Here is an 18,510-nt window from a genome sequence, read left to right on the forward strand (position 1 = left end):
TCATACATTAACTCAAATCCCGAGTGGAAAGTTTCTTCAGCGTCAATCGACTGAAAAGCCATAACCCAGCTAGGCCAGCCACCAAAGCAACCCACATAATCGGGGAAAGCAGCCCCCATGTTTTACTCATATCAATTACAATCGAAAATCCGTAACTGCCCGATGTCCGGATCAGCAAGGATAAGATGATCGTAAGCGGCAAGAACAGCGAACTGAGAAGCAAATATTTTTTACCACTGTGCAGAAACTCTCCGTAAATATATAAGCCTGTCATGAGAAGTCCGTAACCTGTACAAGTTATGCCAAAGGCCAGGTACTGATCCCATCGGAACCCTTCCTCGTGCAACCCGACCACATACAGTGATCCATAGAAAAAGATACCATTATACGTAAACGCCATCAGAGACTGCTGAAGTCTCGACCACATCACCGTCTCGTTAGGAATGGGAAGTCTGCGATAGTAGGCCAGCATCTGTGTATAGGAATCCTCCTGTATGTAACGGAAAGATCGCCTGCTAAACACGAACCCCTGAAATGGCACCATGATCAAAAAGAAAGTATCTACAACAGGATTAATGAAATCTGTCTTCTGTTGTCCTAATAACATCACACCACTCATGCCGCCAGTGTATATCATAAAAATTGCAGTCCACAGCCATTGGAGCTTATCCTTGTTCATCTCACTACGGGTCAACCACCACGCCTGCTTCCATGCGCTCATATCATTGCCTGCCTTTCCATCTGTCATTGGAACACCTTGCTCACTGTGTCTACTGTATATATCAATATACACAGCATACAGACCATTTCCTATTCCCGTCAACTCCCTATTTTCGTGAATCAGGAGAACGGGTGGGATTCATATCAGAGTTACGATAAAATAAAACTTGATTCTGAACGCACAGTGATTCATTGTAAAATTATTTGCTCAACTTAAATAGATACATAGAAAGGATTGATTCACCTATGGATTGGCTGGTTGAGATCGGGTTTGTGTTCCTTTTTCTGATTGTGGTCATCTGGCTCATTATTCGCGACGAACCCAAACGGCATTCTGCCAAAAAAGGCAGACATCGTGTACGTCGTAACAACGGCTTCACCGACTCATCTCCGGCGTACCCGGTCATTACCACCAATGATGACTCCTATACTCATCATTCCAAACACACTAACGATCACAAGCATCATGATAGTGATTCTTTTTCGGGATCTAATCACCATCACAGCAGCGATAGCGGAAGCAGCAACGACAGTGGTGGAGATAGCGGTGGTGGCGGTGGAGATTAAGATAACTCCTCAAACCAAAAAAAGAGCTGTATCCGATATTGTGCGAACACAATTCGGAACAGCTCTTTCCTGTTTCCCGGCACCTGAATACAAAAGAGGTCTAATCCTTAAATCAGCTCATAACCACTTGGCAGAGTACGATTCCTACGGATGGCACGAATCTCTTCCAGAGACAGCCGCTGATTGGTGGAGATCAGGGATTCCACATCATTGCCACGGATCAGATCATCCAAATCTCTCAAATTGGTGTTCCCACGAAAGACGCGGAATCCGCCTTGAAAGTTAGGTCTCGTAAACACAACCAACGTTGCATTCGAACTTGTCGAGAAGAAACGCAGGCTCTCTACCCCACCCAGGATGTTATCCAGATTACGGAGACCCGTGTTACCGCGGTATACCCTGCTTCTTCCACGATAGCCCTCTTCTGAATAGACCGCGAGACGTGGATACGTTTGACTTACATGGACTGTTTTTTTCATTTGTTTTCCCCCTCTCGATCTCATTCTATGAATGAACGAGAGAGGAAGCTTGGACCAATCGACGGATGGATTCATCCATTTTCATATTTTCAGAGAATTCTATTCATCACATGAACTATTAAACGCCCAGAATGACTTCCCATACCGGGCGTGTATGTCCACCAGGATACAGCAGGTACAACAGAACGTATACAATAACGCCAGTGATGGCGCTGCTGAACCAGATCATGGATGTGAATCGCCCCCAGCGGCGATGTGTCTTGAATTTCTTTTTGAAACCAAGCACCAAAGTAGAAATGCCAAAAACCGCTGCCACCGTGGCGAGGACAATATGAAAGATCAGAAATATCCGATAGAAAATCTCCATCTCCGGGTCCCCGCCCCAAGCCGTATTCCCGACAAAGATGGTACGAGACATATAAATGACAAAGAACAGCAGTGCAGCAACGGCCCCTGCAATCATCGCGGTTTGGTGCGCCTCCCGTTTGCCACGGATAATTAGCACCCAGCCAATTCCAACCAGCACCGCGCTAATCACAATGAAAGAAGTACTGATCATGGGTAGCAAAAAATACATATCCATCGTGTGTTTCCCCCTCTTGTCCCAACAAGACTTGTTTTATTTCGCTGCAGGATTAAGTGGACCTCCCGAATTCTCTACAGGATATGGATCATCATCATCTTCCTGTTTTTCCTTACGGTACCATTGGAAAAAGACGTATGCCAGCATGGAGACAAAGATGCCTTCCTGTATGAATTTCATCAAAATACCGCCCACCTGCTGATCTTCCTTCGCAGAGGACAGGAAGTTGAAGAACGCCGGTCCACCGAACGATCGCAGCAAAGCCGTAGAATCCCCGGATACACAATACCGCATCGCCTCAGCCCATACCGCCGGGTTGCTGTAAGTGGCATACAAGGGTTCAGATGCAAAAATAATCAGCCCACAAGCTGGTGTCAGCAGCACCATGTTCAGAAAAATGAATCCAATCTTGGACAACCCTGACGCTTGTCTTCCTTCCGGCAACGGATTGAGCAGCGTCCACCACATAAGCATGGAAGTGATGAAAAGTACAATGTAATACAGACGGTGAACCGTGAAATTCAACATCACGTAATCATGTACCACCGGTAAATGATATAACGAGAACAATCCGTTAAACAGCACAGCCGCCACAATGGGATGGGCCAAAAAAGAGAACTGCCGTGTCGGCAGCCATCGGATGATTCCACGCCATACCCAGAGGGGCAATCCCTTCATCAGTAGCGGTGGGGCTACAAGATAGGACAGAGCCATACTCACCATATGGAAGCTGAACATCACATGACCCAGCAGATTGAATGGCCCAGCTTGGGCCAGATACAACACGGTAAGCCCCGTGATAAACATGATTTTCTGGGCAACCGTCGCCTGATCTGCCCCCTTGATCCGCTCACTGAACGGACCAACGAGCACTAGATAAGCTGCGGCAATGAGCAGAAACAACGCCAGAATAAGTGGACTCCATAAATCGTTGAAACTAAAATATTGCAACCCGAGCATACGGGAAACCTCCCCGTGACCTGATTTGGTTGTTGCCTGAATTCATTGTGGGATTGATTCGCCTAAAAGGGGAAAAGACGGCGACCTGCGCCGCCGCCATCTCTTTTACCACCAAACCCAATAAAGTGCCATAATGATGCACGTAAAAGCTACGAAAAATCCGAAGGCCATGAACAGGATAGGCATTAAATGCCCTTTATCCTTCAAGTGCATCCAGTAACCAAGCTGTACAAACACCTGAAGGATCGCCATAACCACCAATATAATAATGGTGAAGGTCGTATTGACTCCTCCCGCGGCAGCAGCCGCGAACGCAATGAGCGTCAGGACGATCGAGAAAATAAAAACAACGACGTGTTTCTGTGGTCCTTCCGCCCGGTGACGATGCTTCACAGGCTGCTGATCATCACTCTTATCCTGTACCGACATGTGTTACCCCACCTTTCCGAGCAGGTACACGACCGTAAAGATAAACACCCAGACCACGTCAATAAAGTGCCAGTACATTGCGGAGACGTATACTTTAGGTGCAGTTACGACCGTTAATCCTTTTCTGAACAGTTGCCCGATAATGAGCCCGATCCACATAATACCGAATGCAACGTGAGCTCCGTGGAACCCGACCAGCGTATAGAACGCTGAACTGAATGCACTTGTCGTCATGCCGAACTCTTTATGTTTCACATATTCATAGAACTCGTAAATTTCCAGACCGAGGAATCCGAGACCCAGTACAACGGTAATGCCAAGCCAGAGAGCGAGAGCATTGCGCTTGCCCTTGTGCATAGCCTGGATGGCAAATACGCTTGTCAAACTGCTGACCAAGAGAATAAAGGTTGCGGCAGCCACGAGTGGCAGATGAAACAATTCATTCGCCGTCGGTCCGTCATTCGTTTGCCCACGGAGGGCCAAAAAGGTTGCGAAGAGGGTTCCGAACAATACTGTCTCGCCGCCAAGGAACAACCAGAAGCCGACAAGCTTGTTGCGTCCTTCGAGCGTTGCTTTCTCCGGTTCATGCGGCAATTTTCCATTTACTGGTTCGGCATGTGAAGTTGTCATGTTCTAACCCCCTTCTCATCCTGATCCTCCGGTTCAATATGCCAGCCATGATCATCGTAGAGTGACCGCAGCGCCATAGCACCAAATGTAATCAATAGGCCAATAATAACCACAATATAATTGTTGAACAATCCGTTCATAAAGGCATTTCCAAAATCATCCTTGCTGAACATTAGACCCAGCCCGGCAATGAATATACCAACGGACATCACAAACGGCAGTGGAGTTGCTGACGGCATATGAATCGAACCTACAGGTTCGGCCGGTGTCATCTCCGTATGTCCTGCCATTTTTTCTTTCCAGTACGCATCGATTCCGCGTACCAGAGGCGTCTGCTTAAAGTTGTATTCCGGCGGTGGAGATGGAATTGACCACTCCAACGTACGACCATCTTCCCACGGATCATTTGGTGCATCAGCTGGTTTTCTCGTTGTAATCACGATGTTCACGAGGAACATGATGACCCCAACGCCCATCAGGAATGCACCGATGGAGCTGACCAGGTTAAGCAGGTCAAAATCCTGATTCGGCAAATATGTAACGATCCGGCGCTGCATCCCCATCAAACCAAGGAAATGCTGTACAAAGAACGTTAATTGGAAGCCGATCATGAATGTCCAGAACGTCCATTTTCCGAGCGTTTCGCTCAGCATGCGACCGAACATTTTCGGCCACCAGTAATGTAGTCCCGAGAACAAACCAAGCACCAATCCACCAACGATAACATAATGGAAGTGAGCCACAACAAAGTACGTATCATGGAACTGGAAATCCGCAGGCGCAGAGGCCAGCATGACACCGGTAACTCCACCCATAACGAAGGTTGGAACAAATCCTACAGCAAACAGGTTTGCTGCCGTAAAACGAATCTGACCGCCCCACATCGTAAAGAGCCAGTTAAATATTTTGATCCCCGTTGGTACAGCAATCAGCATGGTAGAAATCGAGAACAATGCATTCGCAACGGTTCCCAAACCTGTTGTAAACATGTGATGCGCCCATACCATGAATCCCAAGAAGGCAATCAAGATGGTTGCAAACACCATGGAGCTGTAACCGAACAATCTTTTACGTGCAAAGGTTGGAATAACCTCTGAGATAATACCAAATGCCGGCAAAATGAGAATATATACTTCCGGGTGTCCGAAGATCCAGAAGATATGTTGCCAGAGTACCGGGTTACCACCACCTGCAACATCAAAGAAATTGGCTCCCAATATACGGTCAAACGTTAACAATACAAGTCCTACCGTAATGGCAGGGAATGCAAAAAGGATGATTGCTGATGTAATAAATGTGGTCCAGGTAAACATCGGCATCCGCATATAGGACATTCCCGGCGCACGCATCGTAATGATAGTCGCGAGAAAGTTAATACCCCCGATGAGTGTCCCTAGACCGGCGATCTGGAGACCTATCGTGTAGAAATCCACACCGTGCGTCCCACTGTACTCGCTGCCAGAGAGTGGCGTATACGAAGTCCAGCCGGCATCCGGTGCTCCTCCCATCAACCAGCTGAGGTTCAAGAGCAGTCCACCAAACAGGAACGTCCAGAAACCCAGCGCGTTAACAAAAGGGAAAGCAACGTCCCGTGCCCCAATCTGCAAAGGCACAACGGCATTCATAACGGCAAAAATAATAGGCATGACACCAAGAAAAATCATCGTTGTTCCGTGCATCGTAATCAATTCGTTGAAGACCTGCGCCGACACAAAATCATTCATCGGTTTCATGAGCTGAATCCGAATCAAAATGGCTTCAATACCGCCGATTCCAAAGAAAAATCCACCCGCAATTAAGTAGAGCACGGCGATTTTTTTGTGATCGACGGTGGTAATCCAATCCATCAAGCCCCTATACCGCTTGACGCTATGAGCATGAGCCAAGGTTGTGTACCCCCTTCTTCGTCCTTGCTGTTCTATTCATAGTCCAATTTGTAGTTGGCCAGATATTCGGCAATTCCGTCGATTTCTTCATCTGTGAGTCCAAGGTCTTTCGGATTAGGCATCGTATTGCCCGGCTTCACGGATTGTGGATCATGGAGCCATTCTTTCATGTTGTCCAGCACCTGATTACCGTCTTCCTGGCCTTCGCCCTGGTTCAACAGAATACCTGCCACGGATTGCTTGCCGCCGATTCCCGTCAGGTTAGGCGCAACCGGCCCGCCCTGATCACCAACTGCATGGCAAGAAAGGCAGTTCGTTTTGAACTTCTCGGCCAATTGGGTATCTTCGGGAAGTACCGCCGGGGCTTTCATTTCATTGACCCATTTGTCAAAGGATTCCTGGCTGACCGCTTTTACCTTGAATTCCATGAAGGCATGCGACCTGCCGCATAATTCAGCACATTTCCCCCGGTAAACGCCTTCATTTGGCGCCGAGAAGCTGAACTTGTTAAGCGTTCCATCCGGGTTTGTGTCCATTTTACCCGCAAGTGACGGCACCCAGAAGGAGTGAAGCACGTCAGCGGTTTTCAATTCGAATGCGATTTTCTTTCCGGTCGGGATGATGAGATCTTGAGCGGTGGTTACATCATATTGAGGATAAGTGAATTCCCACCAGTACTGATGCGAGGTGACTTTGACCTGAATTGCATTTTTGTCGTTGGACAGATCTTCGCCTTGGGCAAAAATCGTTTTTACCGTCGGTACTGCCAGAACGATAACGAGCAACAACGGAATGGCTGTCCATATTACTTCCAGCTTGAAATTACCTTCAACCTGTTCGGGCATTTCATTCTGCCCGGCTCGTCTGCGAAACCGGATCAACACATACGCCGCAATAGCAAATACAATGATGAGCACCACGATCATAATCGTAATGGACAGCTTCATCAGATCATATTGGCCTTGCGCCACAGGACCCTGAGGTTTCATTACCGACAAGTCTTCCCGCCCGCATGCGGATAGCAGCAAAGAGAACACCGCCAGCAAGGGGAGAATTCGCTTTGCAACCTGCCACTGTTTCATCATTGATCTACCCCACTTTTTTAACATTTTCGTAGATTTCCGTTTTCGCCCAAAGTAAACTCAAATTAAGTTCATTTCAGCACGATACACGTAATCCTGTCCGACATACAGAACGCTTACAAAAATAACGCTTCCACTACTCCCGTCTTTTCCTGCTAAGGGCATGTCTGCGCATTCTTCCAATTCATTCTATATGGTTCAATCACTTATTAAATATAAGTTGAGGGTATGATTTTGTCAATCTTTGGACACATGTTCACAAATTGTTCACTATATGTAAAAAACCGCACCACAACTTGATTTGTAAACGATTTCAGTTAAAAATATTAGTCTCTACTTTTGAAAAAATTTGCCAAATTTCGGTGATGAAATTGATTTTTTTGCCGATTTTTCTCACATTGAAAACATGCAGTATTATGCAAAAAAGAAGAGCATACATCAAGGTTCTCTCCCTTACAACTACTGGAAGGAGCGGTGAAGCTCCATACCGCCTCCATTTAAATGAGACGGCACGGAGCCTGAACCCAATGAACATCCCGACACCGTTATACAGCATCACTACCAGCTTACCTAAGTTTCAGCGCTCATGTCCCATCCGTAAGTATAAGAGGTCCATCCCCTGTGATGGCCACCGTATGCTCATACTGGACGCCCCAGCTTCCATCAACGGTTCTCACCGTCCAGCCATCTTCATCCCATACAACCGCTCCAGAGCTGCCTCTCGTAAATATGGGCTCGATTGTAATGACCATCCCCTCTGTCAGCATCATACCCGTTCTGCGTTTCCCGTAAGGAAGCACGTTTGGTGGTTCATGGATGTATTGACCAATGCCATGACCAATAAGAGGCTTCACAATACCATAACGATAAAACCTCGCTGTCCGCTCAATCGCGTTCCCGATATCCCCCAGCGTATTTCCTGGCACTGCCAGTGCTATCGCTTTATGAAGTGCCCTTTCCGTTCGCTTCATCAGCTTGCGGATGGACTTGCGTTGTTCACCAATCCCATAAGTCCATGCAGAGTCGGCAAGCCAGCCGTCTTTGTTCACCACCATATCAATGGTCACCACATCTCCTGTGGACAGTTCCCGGTCATCAGGGAAGCCGTGGCAAACCACTTCATTAACAGAGGCGCATGTGGCGTATGGATAGCCTTTGTATCCCTTTTGCTCAGGTGTAGCTCCTCTTTCAGCCAGAAAAGCCTCCACCCGTTCGTTAATATCACCTGTAGTTACACCAGGGGTGAGCCACTTTTCAATATGCTCGTGACAGCTCCGCAGGATTCGCCCTGCTTCCCGCATGTAGCCAATCTCTTCTTTTGTTTTCAAAATAGGGTCCACATGCATTCATCCTTCCTGCCATATGTGTACTTCCATGTATATGCAGCAGGAACGGAACAAAGCCCCAAAAGTACAGCGAAGCTTGGCGGCTTATTCCGATTACTCTTAGGGGAACCCATTTATCCATTGAAAATATATACATATCATTTTCCAAACAAAAAAAACCGTCTGCCGGAGCCTAATGCCCGGGAGACGGTTCTATTCATATCGGAACAGTATATTCAGAGTTGTGTGTGTTTCAGGACACGGAAGAATCCATCTTGACAAGCTCATGCTCAACCACAGAAGTCAATTCTTCCTCGTATCCACCCGTAATCCGGTATTTTCTCACGTACTCCTTCACGAATTTTTTTGGATCTTTAGGACGGAAAATCCGAGTCATTTCCCTCAAACTTTCTTTGACCTCATTGTGACCTTTCGTTGCCATTGTAATTCCCTCCCAAAACGTTGAAAGTGAATGCTCCGTTTAGAGAATGCCGAATAAGTCTTAAATGCCATCCATGAAGTTGTGTGCGCGGCTCAAAGCAAGCTTTAGGTCGGGAACCTTGCTTAAGCAAGTACCTGACACTATAAATACCCGATATGATTCGGTGTGAATCATAATCTTATTGTAGCATATTCGGAAGTATCTTACGACTTGACAATTTTACCTAATATTTATAACGGTTTTTATGCCCAAAAAGTTTAATTCCGAATCATATGTTATAAATACGATACTTCTATACGGAATTAATATATCCAGCATAACACTCAACTATTCGGGGGATATTATCACGGACAACCCATACAGTTAACATACTGGGATCTAAGGAGGCGTTGTTTTATGGATCAGAAAGACAAAGAAATGCTGCCCCTTTCGCATGAAAAGGTGGAAGTGGACGGAATATACACCAACGAAGCGGGACAAGAAGAGCACCTGCATCGAGGACAACAATTCCCAGCCGATCCCGTTCTCGGCAAGACAGAATGGGAACTGACCGAATTCGCCTTTGACAACCATCACGAAGGTCGTACCGACGAACGCTTGGTTCCCAAAGAAAATGACACTGACAAGATTGGCAAGACCACACATCCACGCAGACATTTCCAGCGGGGTGACCGTTAGGTTATAAATGAGAAAGAAAAGGGACAGTTTCCAGCGCTGCATTGGAACCTGTCCCTTTTAAGTTAGCAAAGATACATTTCGTTCCATCCGGTTCAGTTCTGTCCACCTTCCTCATAGCCTATATAAAAAGGACAAAGGAGGCTGGACCGGATGTCCCCCATGAAATCGTCAAGCGGTCTGGATGAAAATATTGCCGGCATGCTCTGTTATCTGTTCACTTTTGTAGGCGGAATCGTCTTTCTGGCTGTAGAGAAACGCAGCCGTTTCGTTCTGTTTCATGCACTTCAATCCGTCACGGTATTTGGAATCATCATGGTCGGTCATGTGTTGTGTGCATTTCTCCCATTGTTTGGGCCACTGCTGGCATCACTGTTGTCCCTGCTTGGAGTGGTGATCTGGCTTCTCATGGTGGTCACCAGTCTGCAAGGCAAATGGTTGAAGCTCCCTTGGGTCGGAGACTTTGCTGAGAAACAAATGCGGCATCTGTAAAGTGAAGCAAGGAGACATTCATTCCAAGAGTCCTATCATTCTTGGATCAACCTCACCCAATATAAAAAGCGGCGATCATGCACGTTGAACACGGGTTATGATCGCCGCTTTTTATATATTTAAGAGAAAGTTCTCTCTATGAGTGTCACATCAATCATGATGTTTTCCTGCGAATCGGTATAAAACTCAAATAGGTACCGCATCTCCAAATCCACTCCAGTGGACCATACTCAAACCAACGCATCCACAGGTTGCTCACAATAATCTGAACAATGACTGCACCCAGGCACACGATACTTGATATCGTGTACGATACAGCACCCTCCTTGAGCACGAGTTGGTATACCCCCAACAAAATGACGGTTTGCCCAATATAATTGGTCAATGCCATTCGTCCAAACGCTTGTAGTGGATGGAGCAGTTGGGCATACCCATGCCGTCGATTCAATAGTAGTAACGTACTTAGATAAAAGATGGACACTACCGGGCCAGTCGCCACACCGATGTGCTGTAACAGAAAGGCTGCGTCCATATTTGTCTGTTCAGCAACAGGCAGAGTTGCGCCTACCACCTCAAACAGATATGGACTCATTGCATCCGGAGGAGCAATCCACCACATGATCCCGATTCCTGCCATAGAAGCAATCAGTGCAGTAAGCCATATGATTCGCAAATGGGGCAAGCCGTTCTGTATCTTCTCCAGCAGTCGGTATTGTCCAGCAGCCAGTCCCAGAAGGATAAGAAAGGGTAACGTTAATATTTTGATTCCCAGCGCGGCTGTAACAACACATCCAAGTACAGCAAGCACCAGGTTCACGGTTCTGGGAGCCCAATAGAGCGGTAGGATGATCAGCCCGACAATTCCATAAATAAACAGGGTTTCTCCAGACTGATACTGCTGATGAATGTATCCAATGACCAGCAGCATAAGTATCCGCAGAAGATAAAGAAGCAGCTTGGGTTTGCCTTTTGCAGCCGCACGGCTCATAAAAAGGTAAAACCCCAACCCAAACAGAAAACTGAAAATGTCATAAAAGCGGGCCTCCACCAAAAAATACAGTCCCCGCTGAATCCAGAAATCCAGATCGTTCTCAGGTTTCAGCATACTCCATAATCCCAACACATTCACAAAGGGTAGTCCCAACAGGGCAAATCCCCGAAATAGATCCAATAACACAATACGTTGTTGCGTAGATACAGGTTGATTCATAAGTATCCCTCCTTACTTGACCCACTTTATAGTAAAAGGGTATACCGCCGCTATCGATTTAGGTGAACAGTCTCTTACATCTGACATAAGGTTATGTTCCCCTTATTGTTCCTGTTTCTTCATACGCTGGACCTTGCGTTGATGTCAAACAACGCAAAACCACCGGAAACACTGCTCTTATGAGCTGGCGTTTCCGGTGGTTTATATGACGTTCATGCCATTGAACATTCACAGCATAAATGATATATGGAATGAACTGTCCATGACATTTACAATTTTCGTTCACATTATTGAATATTTATCCCTTTAAACGCTGATACAGCCGTTAACATAACAATCATGCTGGGGTATCAACATTAATCAGGTTGTCTAAGCCGACTTTCCAGACTCCCCAAGGATCACATCCGCTTGCCGCTCAGCCATTTTATCAGCCGCTGCTTTAGAACCCAGACCATTAAACAGCAAGTTCATGAAAATGGCTGTAAAACTACCTGCAATGATTCCGTTACCGAGCATAATCTGTGCCCAGTCCGGTGCACCTGCGAACAATTGGGGCACGACCGTTACACCCAGCCCCATGCCTACAGAGCAGGCGATGATGAACAGGTTCTCATGACGGTTCAGATCGACCTGGCTTCCGAGAATACGAATACCTGATGACACCACCATGCCGAACAATGCGACCATGGCCCCGCCAAGAACTGAACCTGGAACAAGCTGTGCCAGTGCAGCAATCTTCGGTACAAAGCCGATGACCACAAGCAATCCGCCTGCTACAACAATAACATCGCGCGTTTTGACACGAGTCATCTGGACAAGCCCTACATTTTGTGAATAGGTCGTGTATGGGAATGAATTAAAAATACCGCCCAGCACAATCGCCAAACCTTCTGCACGATAGCCACGAGCCAGATCTTTGGAGGAAAGGTCCTTATCCAAAATTTTGCCGAGAGCCATAAATACACCAGTGGATTCAGCCACGCTGACAATCGCTACCAGAATCATGGTCAGAATCGGTACAACCTCAAACGTCGGCGTACCAAAGTAGAATGGCTGCACGACGTGGAACCAGCTCGCTTCACGAATTGGCGCAAAGTTAACTTCACCCATAAGCCCAGCTGCCACTGTACCCACGAGAAGGCCGATCAGCACTGAGATGGAACGAATGAAACCTGTAGTAAACCTAGTCATCAGAATGATGAACAACAACACGCCGAAGCCGAGCATAAGATGAACTCCACTGCCAAAATCTTCTGCGCCCTGACCGCCGCCGAGATCGTTAAACGCAACCGGAATCAGAGTCAGACCAATTATCGTCACGACCGATCCAGTCACGACTGGCGGAAAGAGCCGAATCAACTTGCCGAAGATGCCTGAAAACAGCACAACGAATATCCCTGACGCAATGATCGCACCATAAATGGCAGACACACCGCTCTTCATCCCGATTAAAATCATCGGTGATACGGCCTGGAATGCACAGCCAAGCATGACTGGCAGCCCCACTCCGAAGAAACGGTTGCCCCATACCTGCAACAATGTTGCCACGCCACAGGCGAGCAGGTCAATCGCAATCAGATAAGTTAACTGCTCCGTTGTAAAGCCTAGTGCCTTGCTGACAATAATCGGTACAACGACAGCTCCTGCATACATCGCCAGCACATGCTGGAGACCCAAAGAGAAGGTTTTGATCGGATGCCGATGCCGCTGAAAAATACGTTCGCGTGCCATATTAGATCGTGACCTCCTCATCCGCAAACGTAACCTGTCCGTCTGACAACGCCCCGATGCGAACCAGCGATTCCACACGGTATCCTGCTTCTTTCAGCAAACGACCTCCCGGTTGGAACGCTTTTTCAATAACGATGCCAATACCAACCACTTCAGCGCCTACCTGCTCCACAATGCGGGCCAGACCAAATGCTGCCTCGCCATTCGCCAGAAAGTCATCAATGATCAGTACACGGTCACCAGGCTGCATGAACTTCTTCGCAACTGTAATTTCATTCGTCTCCTGCTTGGTAAAGGAGTACACCTTCTCAACCAGAATGTCTTCGGTGAGCGTAAGTGACTTCTGCTTCCGTGCAAAAATAAGGGGCACGTTGAGTTCCAGCGCAGTCATGATACCTGGGGCGATCCCTGATGATTCAATGGTCAGTACACGTGTAATGTTCTCCCCTTCAAAACGGCGAATGAACTCCTTGCCCACTTCCTTCATCAGAACCGGGTCCATCTGGTGGTTCAGGAATGAATCCACTTTGAGTACCTGCTCGGACAGAACAATGCCTTCCTGTATTACCTTGTCTTTTAACAATTGCATCGTAATTCTTCCCCCTGTGGCCCTCCCGTACAGAAGCCTGCATGACCTCAATTCCCTTTGTGAAAAACAAAAAGCCCGCCTTTTTACACGCTGCGGAAGGACCGGAGACGGGAAAAGACGGACTTGTACGTATATGGACAAGCCGCATGGATACTGCAAATGTAGTGCAATGGAAGAACGCGTGATAGGTTGACTCAGAGCAAACCTCAAACCTCCCTATCCAAGAAGGGATCTGAAGCTGCCTGAACGTCCTTTTTCAAACACACTGCCTGAGAATCATCTCTTCCATACTTTAAAAACGTTGCAGGATCTTTCCCGTAGTCCGATCATTCCGGTGATCGGGTAGAGACATGCAGGCCTATTCCTGCACATATACGAGTCGGCATATTTAATTTTTAAGCTCCATGATTCGTTACAATGTATGATCGCGAACCTGAATGTAAAAGTGTGAACAGAACTGATAATGTTAGAAGTATACCGAATCGGCGGCGTGAAATAAAGAAGTATTTTCATGGAAGTTGCGGAAACTTGTATTAATTTGCATTAAAGGGATGATTGCTGCGGTTTTTTTATGTACAATATGAGAACAGAAGCGCGTGTCCGAACGGAGAATCGATGGAAACGCCGCCTGTATTAGGAATTTATTTGGTAAAGGAGATTTGCACACATGAAAGGCGTACTGAAGGAATTTAAAGAGTTTGCTGTACGTGGCAACGTCATCGATCTGGCGGTCGGTGTCATTATCGGGGCTGCTTTTGGTAAAATTGTCACGTCCCTTGTGAATGACATCATCATGCCACCTGTAGGTAAACTGCTTGGAGGCATTGATTTCAGTCAGAAAATCATCAATCTGGATGGGGATATGAAAACAGCCAGTGGACAGGAGATCACAACACTCGCTCAAGCCAATGAGGCTGGCGCTACGGTGATTGCCTATGGACAGTTCATCAATGTGATGATTGATTTCCTCATCGTCGCTTTCTGTATTTTCATGCTGGTGAAGGGTATCAATTACATCAAAAGCAAAGAACATAAAAAGCCCGAGCCGCAAAAAACGACCAAGGCTTGCAAATACTGTCTGTCTGAAATTCCGGCTGCGGCTACTCGCTGTTCCCACTGTACTTCAGAACTGGAAGCCGAAGGAAATGGTGCAACAGCTTAATCGTCTCCAGCCTACGAGCGCATCAGAATCCAAATTCTGAGCCAGACTCTATTCGAAGACCATTGTTATCATGCTAGAATTTATGTAATGTAACTCCTGCTTGGTCTGTCCGTCATTCTTCCTTCATCCGTGTTGTTTGGAAAACCCGCACGATGGCGGGTGGAGTCAAAACGGCTCCCACATGAAAGGTCTCACCTTAAAGGTGGGGCCTTTCCTTTATCTCTCAAGCAGGTGCATGCTGACTTATTACCCTTACTCACAACATGCTTACTAACTAGAATCGACGCGGCAGCAAATGCTCCAGAATCGACTTCAGATCCTTATCTTCCTTATAAACCTCTTCCCCGGTATCAAGCTCTGTTACCCGAATATATTCAAAGTTTGCCGAAGCATCCGTAGGTTTGAACAACAACTGTGCCTCATCTTCCAAACGTACATGAAATCCCATATCTTTAAACATGGTCGTTAACTGATTGGTTGCCGGTTCTTGACCCTGTCCAACAAATATAAGACCTCTAAGACTTTTGCGTTCCTGAGGTTGCGGATAAATGACTTGAAAGTGTACAATGCATTCCATAAGATGGTTCCCCTTTCGTTTAAAACATACTTTGTGAAATTTTGAACTTTAAAACTTGCTATATAAGGAGATACGTATCATGACCCCAGAACGTTTCGATATTTACGACGATCAGCAAAATTGGATAGGTACAGAGCTGCGCAGGGTAGTCCATGCCAAAGGATTCTGGCACCGTTCATTTCACTGCTGGATCGTGCGCGACGAAGGTTCGCAGCGGTTGGTACTTTTTCAACGACGACGGGATATCAAGGATACCTTCCCCGGATGTTACGACATTACAGCAGCAGGGCATCTTACTGCAGGCGAACAGCTGCATGAAGCCAGTCGTGAGCTTGAGGAAGAACTGGGCGTGCAAGCGCCTTTTGAAACGCTGACCTATCTGTTGACTGCAAGCCAGCAACTTGAAGGGCAGGTTCGCGGTGTACCTTTTATCGATCGGGAATTCAGTTCCGTATATGGACTGTGCTTGAACCAGCCTCTCGAAGCCTACACCTTGCAGGCAAACGAAGTCGACAGCCTGTATGAAGTGCCTTTGGATGACCTGATTGCCTTATTCCGTGGTGAAACCCATGCGATTCAAGCCGCAGGAGTACAAGCCATGCAGTCAGCGTCTGATCAAGTGGATCAGTCAAATGGTAACTCTATTCCTCTTCCCGTTCAAGCACGTCACATCCGCGAGATTCAAGCAGCCGAGTTCGTGCCACACGGTACAGAATATTATATCGATGTACTTGAAGCGTTAGTTCACATACCCAAAAACGAATCCAATTCTGCCTAAGATTACATTACGTTCATAGCTTCATTTTCTCAAAAATAGCATGACTTCATACCTTACTACATTAGCTCAACAGGGAACATTTGCTGTGATGAACATCACTGCTTCCGTTTAGCAGCATAAACAGGCGTCTGCCTCATGGCAGCGCCTGCTTCCTTTAAGCATGTATTTAGGAGTTCATAGGACAACTGTTCTATTCAAATTGAAGCAGTAATCGCGGAAGCTTCAGACCCTTAATCAGGCTTAAATCCCCTCCGAGGGCACTGACCAATAACGTGCTGAGAGATTTTGGTATCGATGCCCGTAACGAGACTCCAGTTCCTCCCCCATATCCTGCTCCAGCTCATACAACACCAATTCTTGAGCAAAATGATTCAGCAGCAGCCCGGTCATGACCGGATGTTCTGTCACCATCGCCTGAGTAACGCAAGATTCCCCGCGCATCCCTAACATACACCAACGACGATCTACCACTAAAGAGAATTTCCGGCCATTACCTGTTCCGTATGAAGGCAAACCAGGCCAAGGAGCGGGCTGATCCATAATGCCCTCTCCACCATCACATGACCATAACAGGCGAACGCCTCGGTCTTCGGCACCCTGCAAGTCGGCACGCAACAACTCCGCTTCCTCACGCCACACGTCCACCACAATCTCATGTTTGGCCTCAGCCAGTTCACGGCTCAGATTTTCAAATACGTTTTTGTCGCCTTCAATGTTGTAGAAGACTGGCTTCTCCGGCTCATGCTGCGGCATACTGCTCTGCACATATTCAAGGGATGTACGCATCTGACCGGAGATCATGCTTGTCATCTCCTCAGGCTTCAAGACACTGTATTTCGCGGGCTCTCCTGCGCTGCAACGCAGGAATCCCCGCTGTTCCAGCCGTTGCAGGGTGGAATATACATTGGAACGGGATACACCCAGCCTTTTCGCAACCTCATATCCCGAGGCCGAGCCTTGGCGAGCGAGTTCCACCATAATTTTAGATTCCATCTCGGTAAACCCCAGATGACGCAAATGATGCAGCAGTTGGTCCATATTCCCGTCCCCCCATGCTGTAAGCAACCAGCGCTGCCACACATTGATTCGACAGCGCTTCTACTGCATCAGATCTGTTCTGCTCCGCAGCGTGGGCACCACTTCGAACCTTTGGGCAGCTCTGCTGCACAAATCTGACAATTCACCATTTCGCGTGGCACTTCACTCTGTACGTCCACCGTGTTCACGATCGGATTATTTTCTTTCCAGTACCGAATGCGTTCATCCAGCTCCTGCTGGCGCTCGCGTTCTCGCTGCATTTCTTCATCCCGACGGCGTTCCCACTCTGCATCGAACGCTTCCTTTTCCTCTTGGGTAAACTCCGTACTGTTATACTCGGATTCGGTCTCCAGGTCCGCAATGGACGGAATCACCGTGTGATACGGTTCATCCTCCTCCAGTTCCTCTTCAACTGGCGCATCATAGATCGGTCGCTCCGGGCTGTGGGCCACGGCCGCTTCCTGTCTCGCAGGGTTCGTCGCCCCTACAGACGCTGCTGCGGGTTTGAAATCGCCCAATTTGCGTCCGCATTTCGGACAGAAGTTGGCATCCAGTGAAGCGACGTGTCCACACTCGCATAAGCGCTCATTTTTGAGTTGTGCAATCTTGTTGCGCAGACCATCGATCTCATCCTGCAATTCATCGCACAGCCCCGATAGATCCACCATCTCTTTTTCGGCACGCGTCATGTCCTGTGCGCGATAACCTTCATAGAAGATACGACCCATATCTGTAAAATGGACTTCCTGTTCCTGTTGCAAGCCCACAATCTGATTATTTATTTTGCCGATTTCAACGGCGTGCTGGGCACGCTCTGTTGCTTTGTTTGCTCCGTTTTTAATTCGTTGAAGCAGTTTCATGACTTCTCCTCCTCTGTCCCGTCAGAGTTGAACCTTTTGATTCAACATCATTTGTTCCAAAACCCATTTTCATTTGATTTTTTATAGTATATAACTTATACGATATCATGCCAAAAAGTTGCGAAATCTCGCGTGAAAGCTCGTTTTCTGCTGATGCTGGATGAATTCGGGGGGTTTCTTCAGGACCATACGTTCGGGTATAATGAAGCTTTGGCCCTGCTGATCCGCCTACTTGGGCGGTTAACTCTATCATACCAATTTACAATGCGATTGTGAAAAGGGCAAATGAATTACT

Annotated in this window: 23 protein-coding genes and 1 riboswitch; of the genes, 6 read left to right on the forward strand and 17 right to left on the reverse strand. The window is 47.3% G+C overall.

The genetic code is table 11. The annotated features are described in order from the left end of the window. Positions 1-7: 7 nt before the first annotated feature. Positions 8-721 carry a hypothetical protein gene (locus tag AMS66_RS04795; protein WP_144424409.1) on the reverse strand — a complete coding sequence of 238 codons (714 nt, stop codon included), beginning with the start codon at positions 719-721 and terminating at the stop codon, positions 8-10. A gap of 245 nt (positions 722-966) precedes the next feature. Here AMS66_RS04795 and AMS66_RS04800 point away from each other — a divergent pair, with 245 nt between their 5' ends. Continuing rightward, positions 967-1,287 carry a hypothetical protein gene (locus tag AMS66_RS04800; protein WP_053779705.1) on the forward strand — a complete coding sequence of 107 codons (321 nt, stop codon included), beginning with the start codon at positions 967-969 and terminating at the stop codon, positions 1,285-1,287. Positions 1,288-1,394: 107 nt separating this feature from the next. Here AMS66_RS04800 and AMS66_RS04805 read toward each other — a convergent pair whose 3' ends face one another. The 9 genes from AMS66_RS04805 to AMS66_RS04845 form a co-directional block, all read right to left on the reverse strand. Continuing rightward, on the reverse strand, positions 1,395-1,766 hold the full coding sequence (locus AMS66_RS04805) for a hypothetical protein (protein ID WP_053779706.1): 372 nt from the start codon (positions 1,764-1,766) through the stop codon (positions 1,395-1,397). 118 nt (positions 1,767-1,884) lie between these two features. Then, complete coding sequence (locus AMS66_RS04810; protein WP_053779707.1) at positions 1,885-2,349, reverse strand: DUF420 domain-containing protein; 465 nt, start codon at positions 2,347-2,349, stop codon at positions 1,885-1,887. Between the two features lie 36 nt (positions 2,350-2,385). Next, positions 2,386-3,309 (reverse strand): cytochrome c oxidase assembly factor CtaG, encoded by a 924-nt coding sequence (ctaG, locus tag AMS66_RS04815; protein ID WP_053779708.1) that lies wholly within the window; start codon positions 3,307-3,309, stop codon positions 2,386-2,388. Positions 3,310-3,414: 105 nt separating this feature from the next. Further along, entirely contained in the window at positions 3,415-3,738 is a 324-nt protein-coding gene (locus AMS66_RS04820) for a cytochrome C oxidase subunit IV family protein (protein ID WP_053779709.1), read from the reverse strand. 3 nt (positions 3,739-3,741) lie between these two features. Beyond that, complete coding sequence (locus tag AMS66_RS04825) at positions 3,742-4,368, reverse strand: cytochrome (ubi)quinol oxidase subunit III (protein ID WP_053779710.1); 627 nt, start codon at positions 4,366-4,368, stop codon at positions 3,742-3,744. Further along, positions 4,365-6,215 carry a cytochrome c oxidase subunit I gene (gene ctaD, locus AMS66_RS04830; RefSeq protein WP_407944525.1) on the reverse strand — a complete coding sequence of 617 codons (1,851 nt, stop codon included), beginning with the start codon at positions 6,213-6,215 and terminating at the stop codon, positions 4,365-4,367. Before ctaD ends, AMS66_RS04825 begins: the two co-directional genes overlap by 4 nt. 71 nt (positions 6,216-6,286) lie before the next feature. Continuing rightward, positions 6,287-7,339 (reverse strand): cytochrome c oxidase subunit II, encoded by a 1,053-nt coding sequence (coxB, locus tag AMS66_RS04835; protein WP_053779712.1) that lies wholly within the window; start codon positions 7,337-7,339, stop codon positions 6,287-6,289. 581 nt (positions 7,340-7,920) lie between these two features. After that, positions 7,921-8,682 carry a type I methionyl aminopeptidase gene (map, locus tag AMS66_RS04840; RefSeq protein WP_053779713.1) on the reverse strand — a complete coding sequence of 254 codons (762 nt, stop codon included), beginning with the start codon at positions 8,680-8,682 and terminating at the stop codon, positions 7,921-7,923. Between the two features lie 232 nt (positions 8,683-8,914). Further along, positions 8,915-9,103, reverse strand: a complete 189-nt coding sequence (locus AMS66_RS04845) for a hypothetical protein (protein WP_017690840.1) — start codon at positions 9,101-9,103, stop codon at positions 8,915-8,917. A 396-nt stretch (positions 9,104-9,499) separates the two neighbouring features. On the opposite strand from AMS66_RS04845, the gene AMS66_RS04850 reads away from it, so the two are divergent. Next, positions 9,500-9,781, forward strand: coding sequence for a hypothetical protein (locus AMS66_RS04850; protein ID WP_053779714.1), 282 nt, complete (start codon positions 9,500-9,502; stop codon positions 9,779-9,781). A 150-nt stretch (positions 9,782-9,931) separates the two neighbouring features. Further along, the gene (locus AMS66_RS04855; RefSeq protein WP_053779715.1) at positions 9,932-10,270 is read left to right on the forward strand and encodes a DUF4870 domain-containing protein; all 339 of its coding nucleotides are present in this window, start codon (positions 9,932-9,934) and stop codon (positions 10,268-10,270) included. A gap of 154 nt (positions 10,271-10,424) precedes the next feature. On the opposite strand, the gene AMS66_RS04860 is transcribed toward AMS66_RS04855, so the two are convergent. The 3 genes from AMS66_RS04860 to AMS66_RS04870 all read right to left on the reverse strand — a co-directional run bounded on the left by AMS66_RS04860 (position 10,425) and on the right by AMS66_RS04870 (position 13,800). Further along, positions 10,425-11,480: a DUF418 domain-containing protein gene (locus AMS66_RS04860; RefSeq protein ID WP_053779716.1), complete on the reverse strand. Its 1,056-nt coding sequence runs from the start codon at positions 11,478-11,480 to the stop codon at positions 10,425-10,427. Positions 11,481-11,849: 369 nt separating this feature from the next. Further along, positions 11,850-13,211, reverse strand: coding sequence for a nucleobase:cation symporter-2 family protein (locus tag AMS66_RS04865; protein ID WP_053779717.1), 1,362 nt, complete (start codon positions 13,209-13,211; stop codon positions 11,850-11,852). Position 13,212: 1 nt separating this feature from the next. Further along, positions 13,213-13,800: a xanthine phosphoribosyltransferase gene (locus tag AMS66_RS04870; protein WP_024632141.1), complete on the reverse strand. Its 588-nt coding sequence runs from the start codon at positions 13,798-13,800 to the stop codon at positions 13,213-13,215. Between the two features lie 59 nt (positions 13,801-13,859). Here AMS66_RS04870 and AMS66_RS34320 point away from each other — a divergent pair, with 59 nt between their 5' ends. Beyond that, the gene (locus AMS66_RS34320; protein ID WP_269084530.1) at positions 13,860-13,985 is read left to right on the forward strand and encodes a hypothetical protein; all 126 of its coding nucleotides are present in this window, start codon (positions 13,860-13,862) and stop codon (positions 13,983-13,985) included. Between the two features lie 113 nt (positions 13,986-14,098). Next, positions 14,099-14,198: riboswitch (purine riboswitch) on the reverse strand. A gap of 269 nt (positions 14,199-14,467) precedes the next feature. Then, the gene (mscL, locus tag AMS66_RS04875; protein WP_053779718.1) at positions 14,468-14,962 is read left to right on the forward strand and encodes a large conductance mechanosensitive channel protein MscL; all 495 of its coding nucleotides are present in this window, start codon (positions 14,468-14,470) and stop codon (positions 14,960-14,962) included. A gap of 274 nt (positions 14,963-15,236) precedes the next feature. Here the strand turns inward: mscL and AMS66_RS04880 are convergent, their stop codons facing one another. Further along, the gene (locus AMS66_RS04880) at positions 15,237-15,539 is read right to left on the reverse strand and encodes a hypothetical protein (RefSeq protein ID WP_024632143.1); all 303 of its coding nucleotides are present in this window, start codon (positions 15,537-15,539) and stop codon (positions 15,237-15,239) included. Positions 15,540-15,618: 79 nt separating this feature from the next. On the opposite strand from AMS66_RS04880, the gene AMS66_RS04885 reads away from it, so the two are divergent. After that, a complete protein-coding gene (locus tag AMS66_RS04885; protein ID WP_053779719.1) occupies positions 15,619-16,317 on the forward strand; it encodes an NUDIX hydrolase in 699 nt (232 codons plus the stop codon). Positions 16,318-16,557: 240 nt separating this feature from the next. Here AMS66_RS04885 and AMS66_RS04890 read toward each other — a convergent pair whose 3' ends face one another. The 3 genes from AMS66_RS04890 to AMS66_RS33485 form a co-directional block, all read right to left on the reverse strand. Next, a complete protein-coding gene (locus tag AMS66_RS04890; RefSeq protein ID WP_053779720.1) occupies positions 16,558-17,355 on the reverse strand; it encodes a TrmB family transcriptional regulator in 798 nt (265 codons plus the stop codon). Between the two features lie 68 nt (positions 17,356-17,423). Beyond that, a complete protein-coding gene (locus tag AMS66_RS04895) occupies positions 17,424-18,215 on the reverse strand; it encodes a zinc ribbon domain-containing protein (RefSeq protein ID WP_053779721.1) in 792 nt (263 codons plus the stop codon). Then, positions 18,193-18,468: a hypothetical protein gene (locus AMS66_RS33485; protein ID WP_236703186.1), complete on the reverse strand. Its 276-nt coding sequence runs from the start codon at positions 18,466-18,468 to the stop codon at positions 18,193-18,195. The genes AMS66_RS04895 and AMS66_RS33485 overlap by 23 nt, the downstream gene beginning before the upstream one ends. Positions 18,469-18,510: the final 42 nt, after the last annotated feature.

Origin of the sequence: Paenibacillus xylanivorans, assembly GCF_001280595.1 — a bacterium.
Lineage (GTDB): Bacteria > Bacillota > Bacilli > Paenibacillales > Paenibacillaceae > Paenibacillus > Paenibacillus xylanivorans.

Excerpts from the sequence above, each read along its gene's own strand:
- AMS66_RS04825 (WP_053779710.1), bottom strand. The coding sequence starts at position 4,368 with ATGACAACTTCACATGCCGAACCAGTAAATGGAAAATTGCCGCATGAA.
- map (WP_053779713.1), bottom strand. The coding sequence starts at position 8,682 with ATGCATGTGGACCCTATTTTGAAAACAAAAGAAGAGATTGGCTACATG.
- AMS66_RS04885 (WP_053779719.1), top strand. The coding sequence starts at position 15,619 with ATGACCCCAGAACGTTTCGATATTTACGACGATCAGCAAAATTGGATA.
- AMS66_RS04795 (WP_144424409.1), bottom strand. The coding sequence starts at position 721 with ATGAGCGCATGGAAGCAGGCGTGGTGGTTGACCCGTAGTGAGATGAAC.
- AMS66_RS04880 (WP_024632143.1), bottom strand. The coding sequence starts at position 15,539 with ATGGAATGCATTGTACACTTTCAAGTCATTTATCCGCAACCTCAGGAA.
- AMS66_RS04895 (WP_053779721.1), bottom strand. The coding sequence starts at position 18,215 with ATGAAACTGCTTCAACGAATTAAAAACGGAGCAAACAAAGCAACAGAG.
- AMS66_RS33485 (WP_236703186.1), bottom strand. The coding sequence starts at position 18,468 with ATGATAGAGTTAACCGCCCAAGTAGGCGGATCAGCAGGGCCAAAGCTT.
- AMS66_RS04870 (WP_024632141.1), bottom strand. The coding sequence starts at position 13,800 with ATGCAATTGTTAAAAGACAAGGTAATACAGGAAGGCATTGTTCTGTCC.
- AMS66_RS04890 (WP_053779720.1), bottom strand. The coding sequence starts at position 17,355 with ATGGACCAACTGCTGCATCATTTGCGTCATCTGGGGTTTACCGAGATG.
- AMS66_RS04860 (WP_053779716.1), bottom strand. The coding sequence starts at position 11,480 with ATGAATCAACCTGTATCTACGCAACAACGTATTGTGTTATTGGATCTA.
- ctaD (WP_407944525.1), bottom strand. The coding sequence starts at position 6,215 with ATGGATTGGATTACCACCGTCGATCACAAAAAAATCGCCGTGCTCTAC.
- AMS66_RS04800 (WP_053779705.1), top strand. The coding sequence starts at position 967 with ATGGATTGGCTGGTTGAGATCGGGTTTGTGTTCCTTTTTCTGATTGTG.
- mscL (WP_053779718.1), top strand. The coding sequence starts at position 14,468 with ATGAAAGGCGTACTGAAGGAATTTAAAGAGTTTGCTGTACGTGGCAAC.
- AMS66_RS04855 (WP_053779715.1), top strand. The coding sequence starts at position 9,932 with ATGTCCCCCATGAAATCGTCAAGCGGTCTGGATGAAAATATTGCCGGC.
- coxB (WP_053779712.1), bottom strand. The coding sequence starts at position 7,339 with ATGATGAAACAGTGGCAGGTTGCAAAGCGAATTCTCCCCTTGCTGGCG.
- AMS66_RS04820 (WP_053779709.1), bottom strand. The coding sequence starts at position 3,738 with ATGTCGGTACAGGATAAGAGTGATGATCAGCAGCCTGTGAAGCATCGT.
- AMS66_RS04850 (WP_053779714.1), top strand. The coding sequence starts at position 9,500 with ATGGATCAGAAAGACAAAGAAATGCTGCCCCTTTCGCATGAAAAGGTG.
- ctaG (WP_053779708.1), bottom strand. The coding sequence starts at position 3,309 with ATGCTCGGGTTGCAATATTTTAGTTTCAACGATTTATGGAGTCCACTT.
- AMS66_RS04865 (WP_053779717.1), bottom strand. The coding sequence starts at position 13,211 with ATGGCACGCGAACGTATTTTTCAGCGGCATCGGCATCCGATCAAAACC.
- AMS66_RS04805 (WP_053779706.1), bottom strand. The coding sequence starts at position 1,766 with ATGAAAAAAACAGTCCATGTAAGTCAAACGTATCCACGTCTCGCGGTC.
- AMS66_RS04845 (WP_017690840.1), bottom strand. The coding sequence starts at position 9,103 with ATGGCAACGAAAGGTCACAATGAGGTCAAAGAAAGTTTGAGGGAAATG.
- AMS66_RS04810 (WP_053779707.1), bottom strand. The coding sequence starts at position 2,349 with ATGGATATGTATTTTTTGCTACCCATGATCAGTACTTCTTTCATTGTG.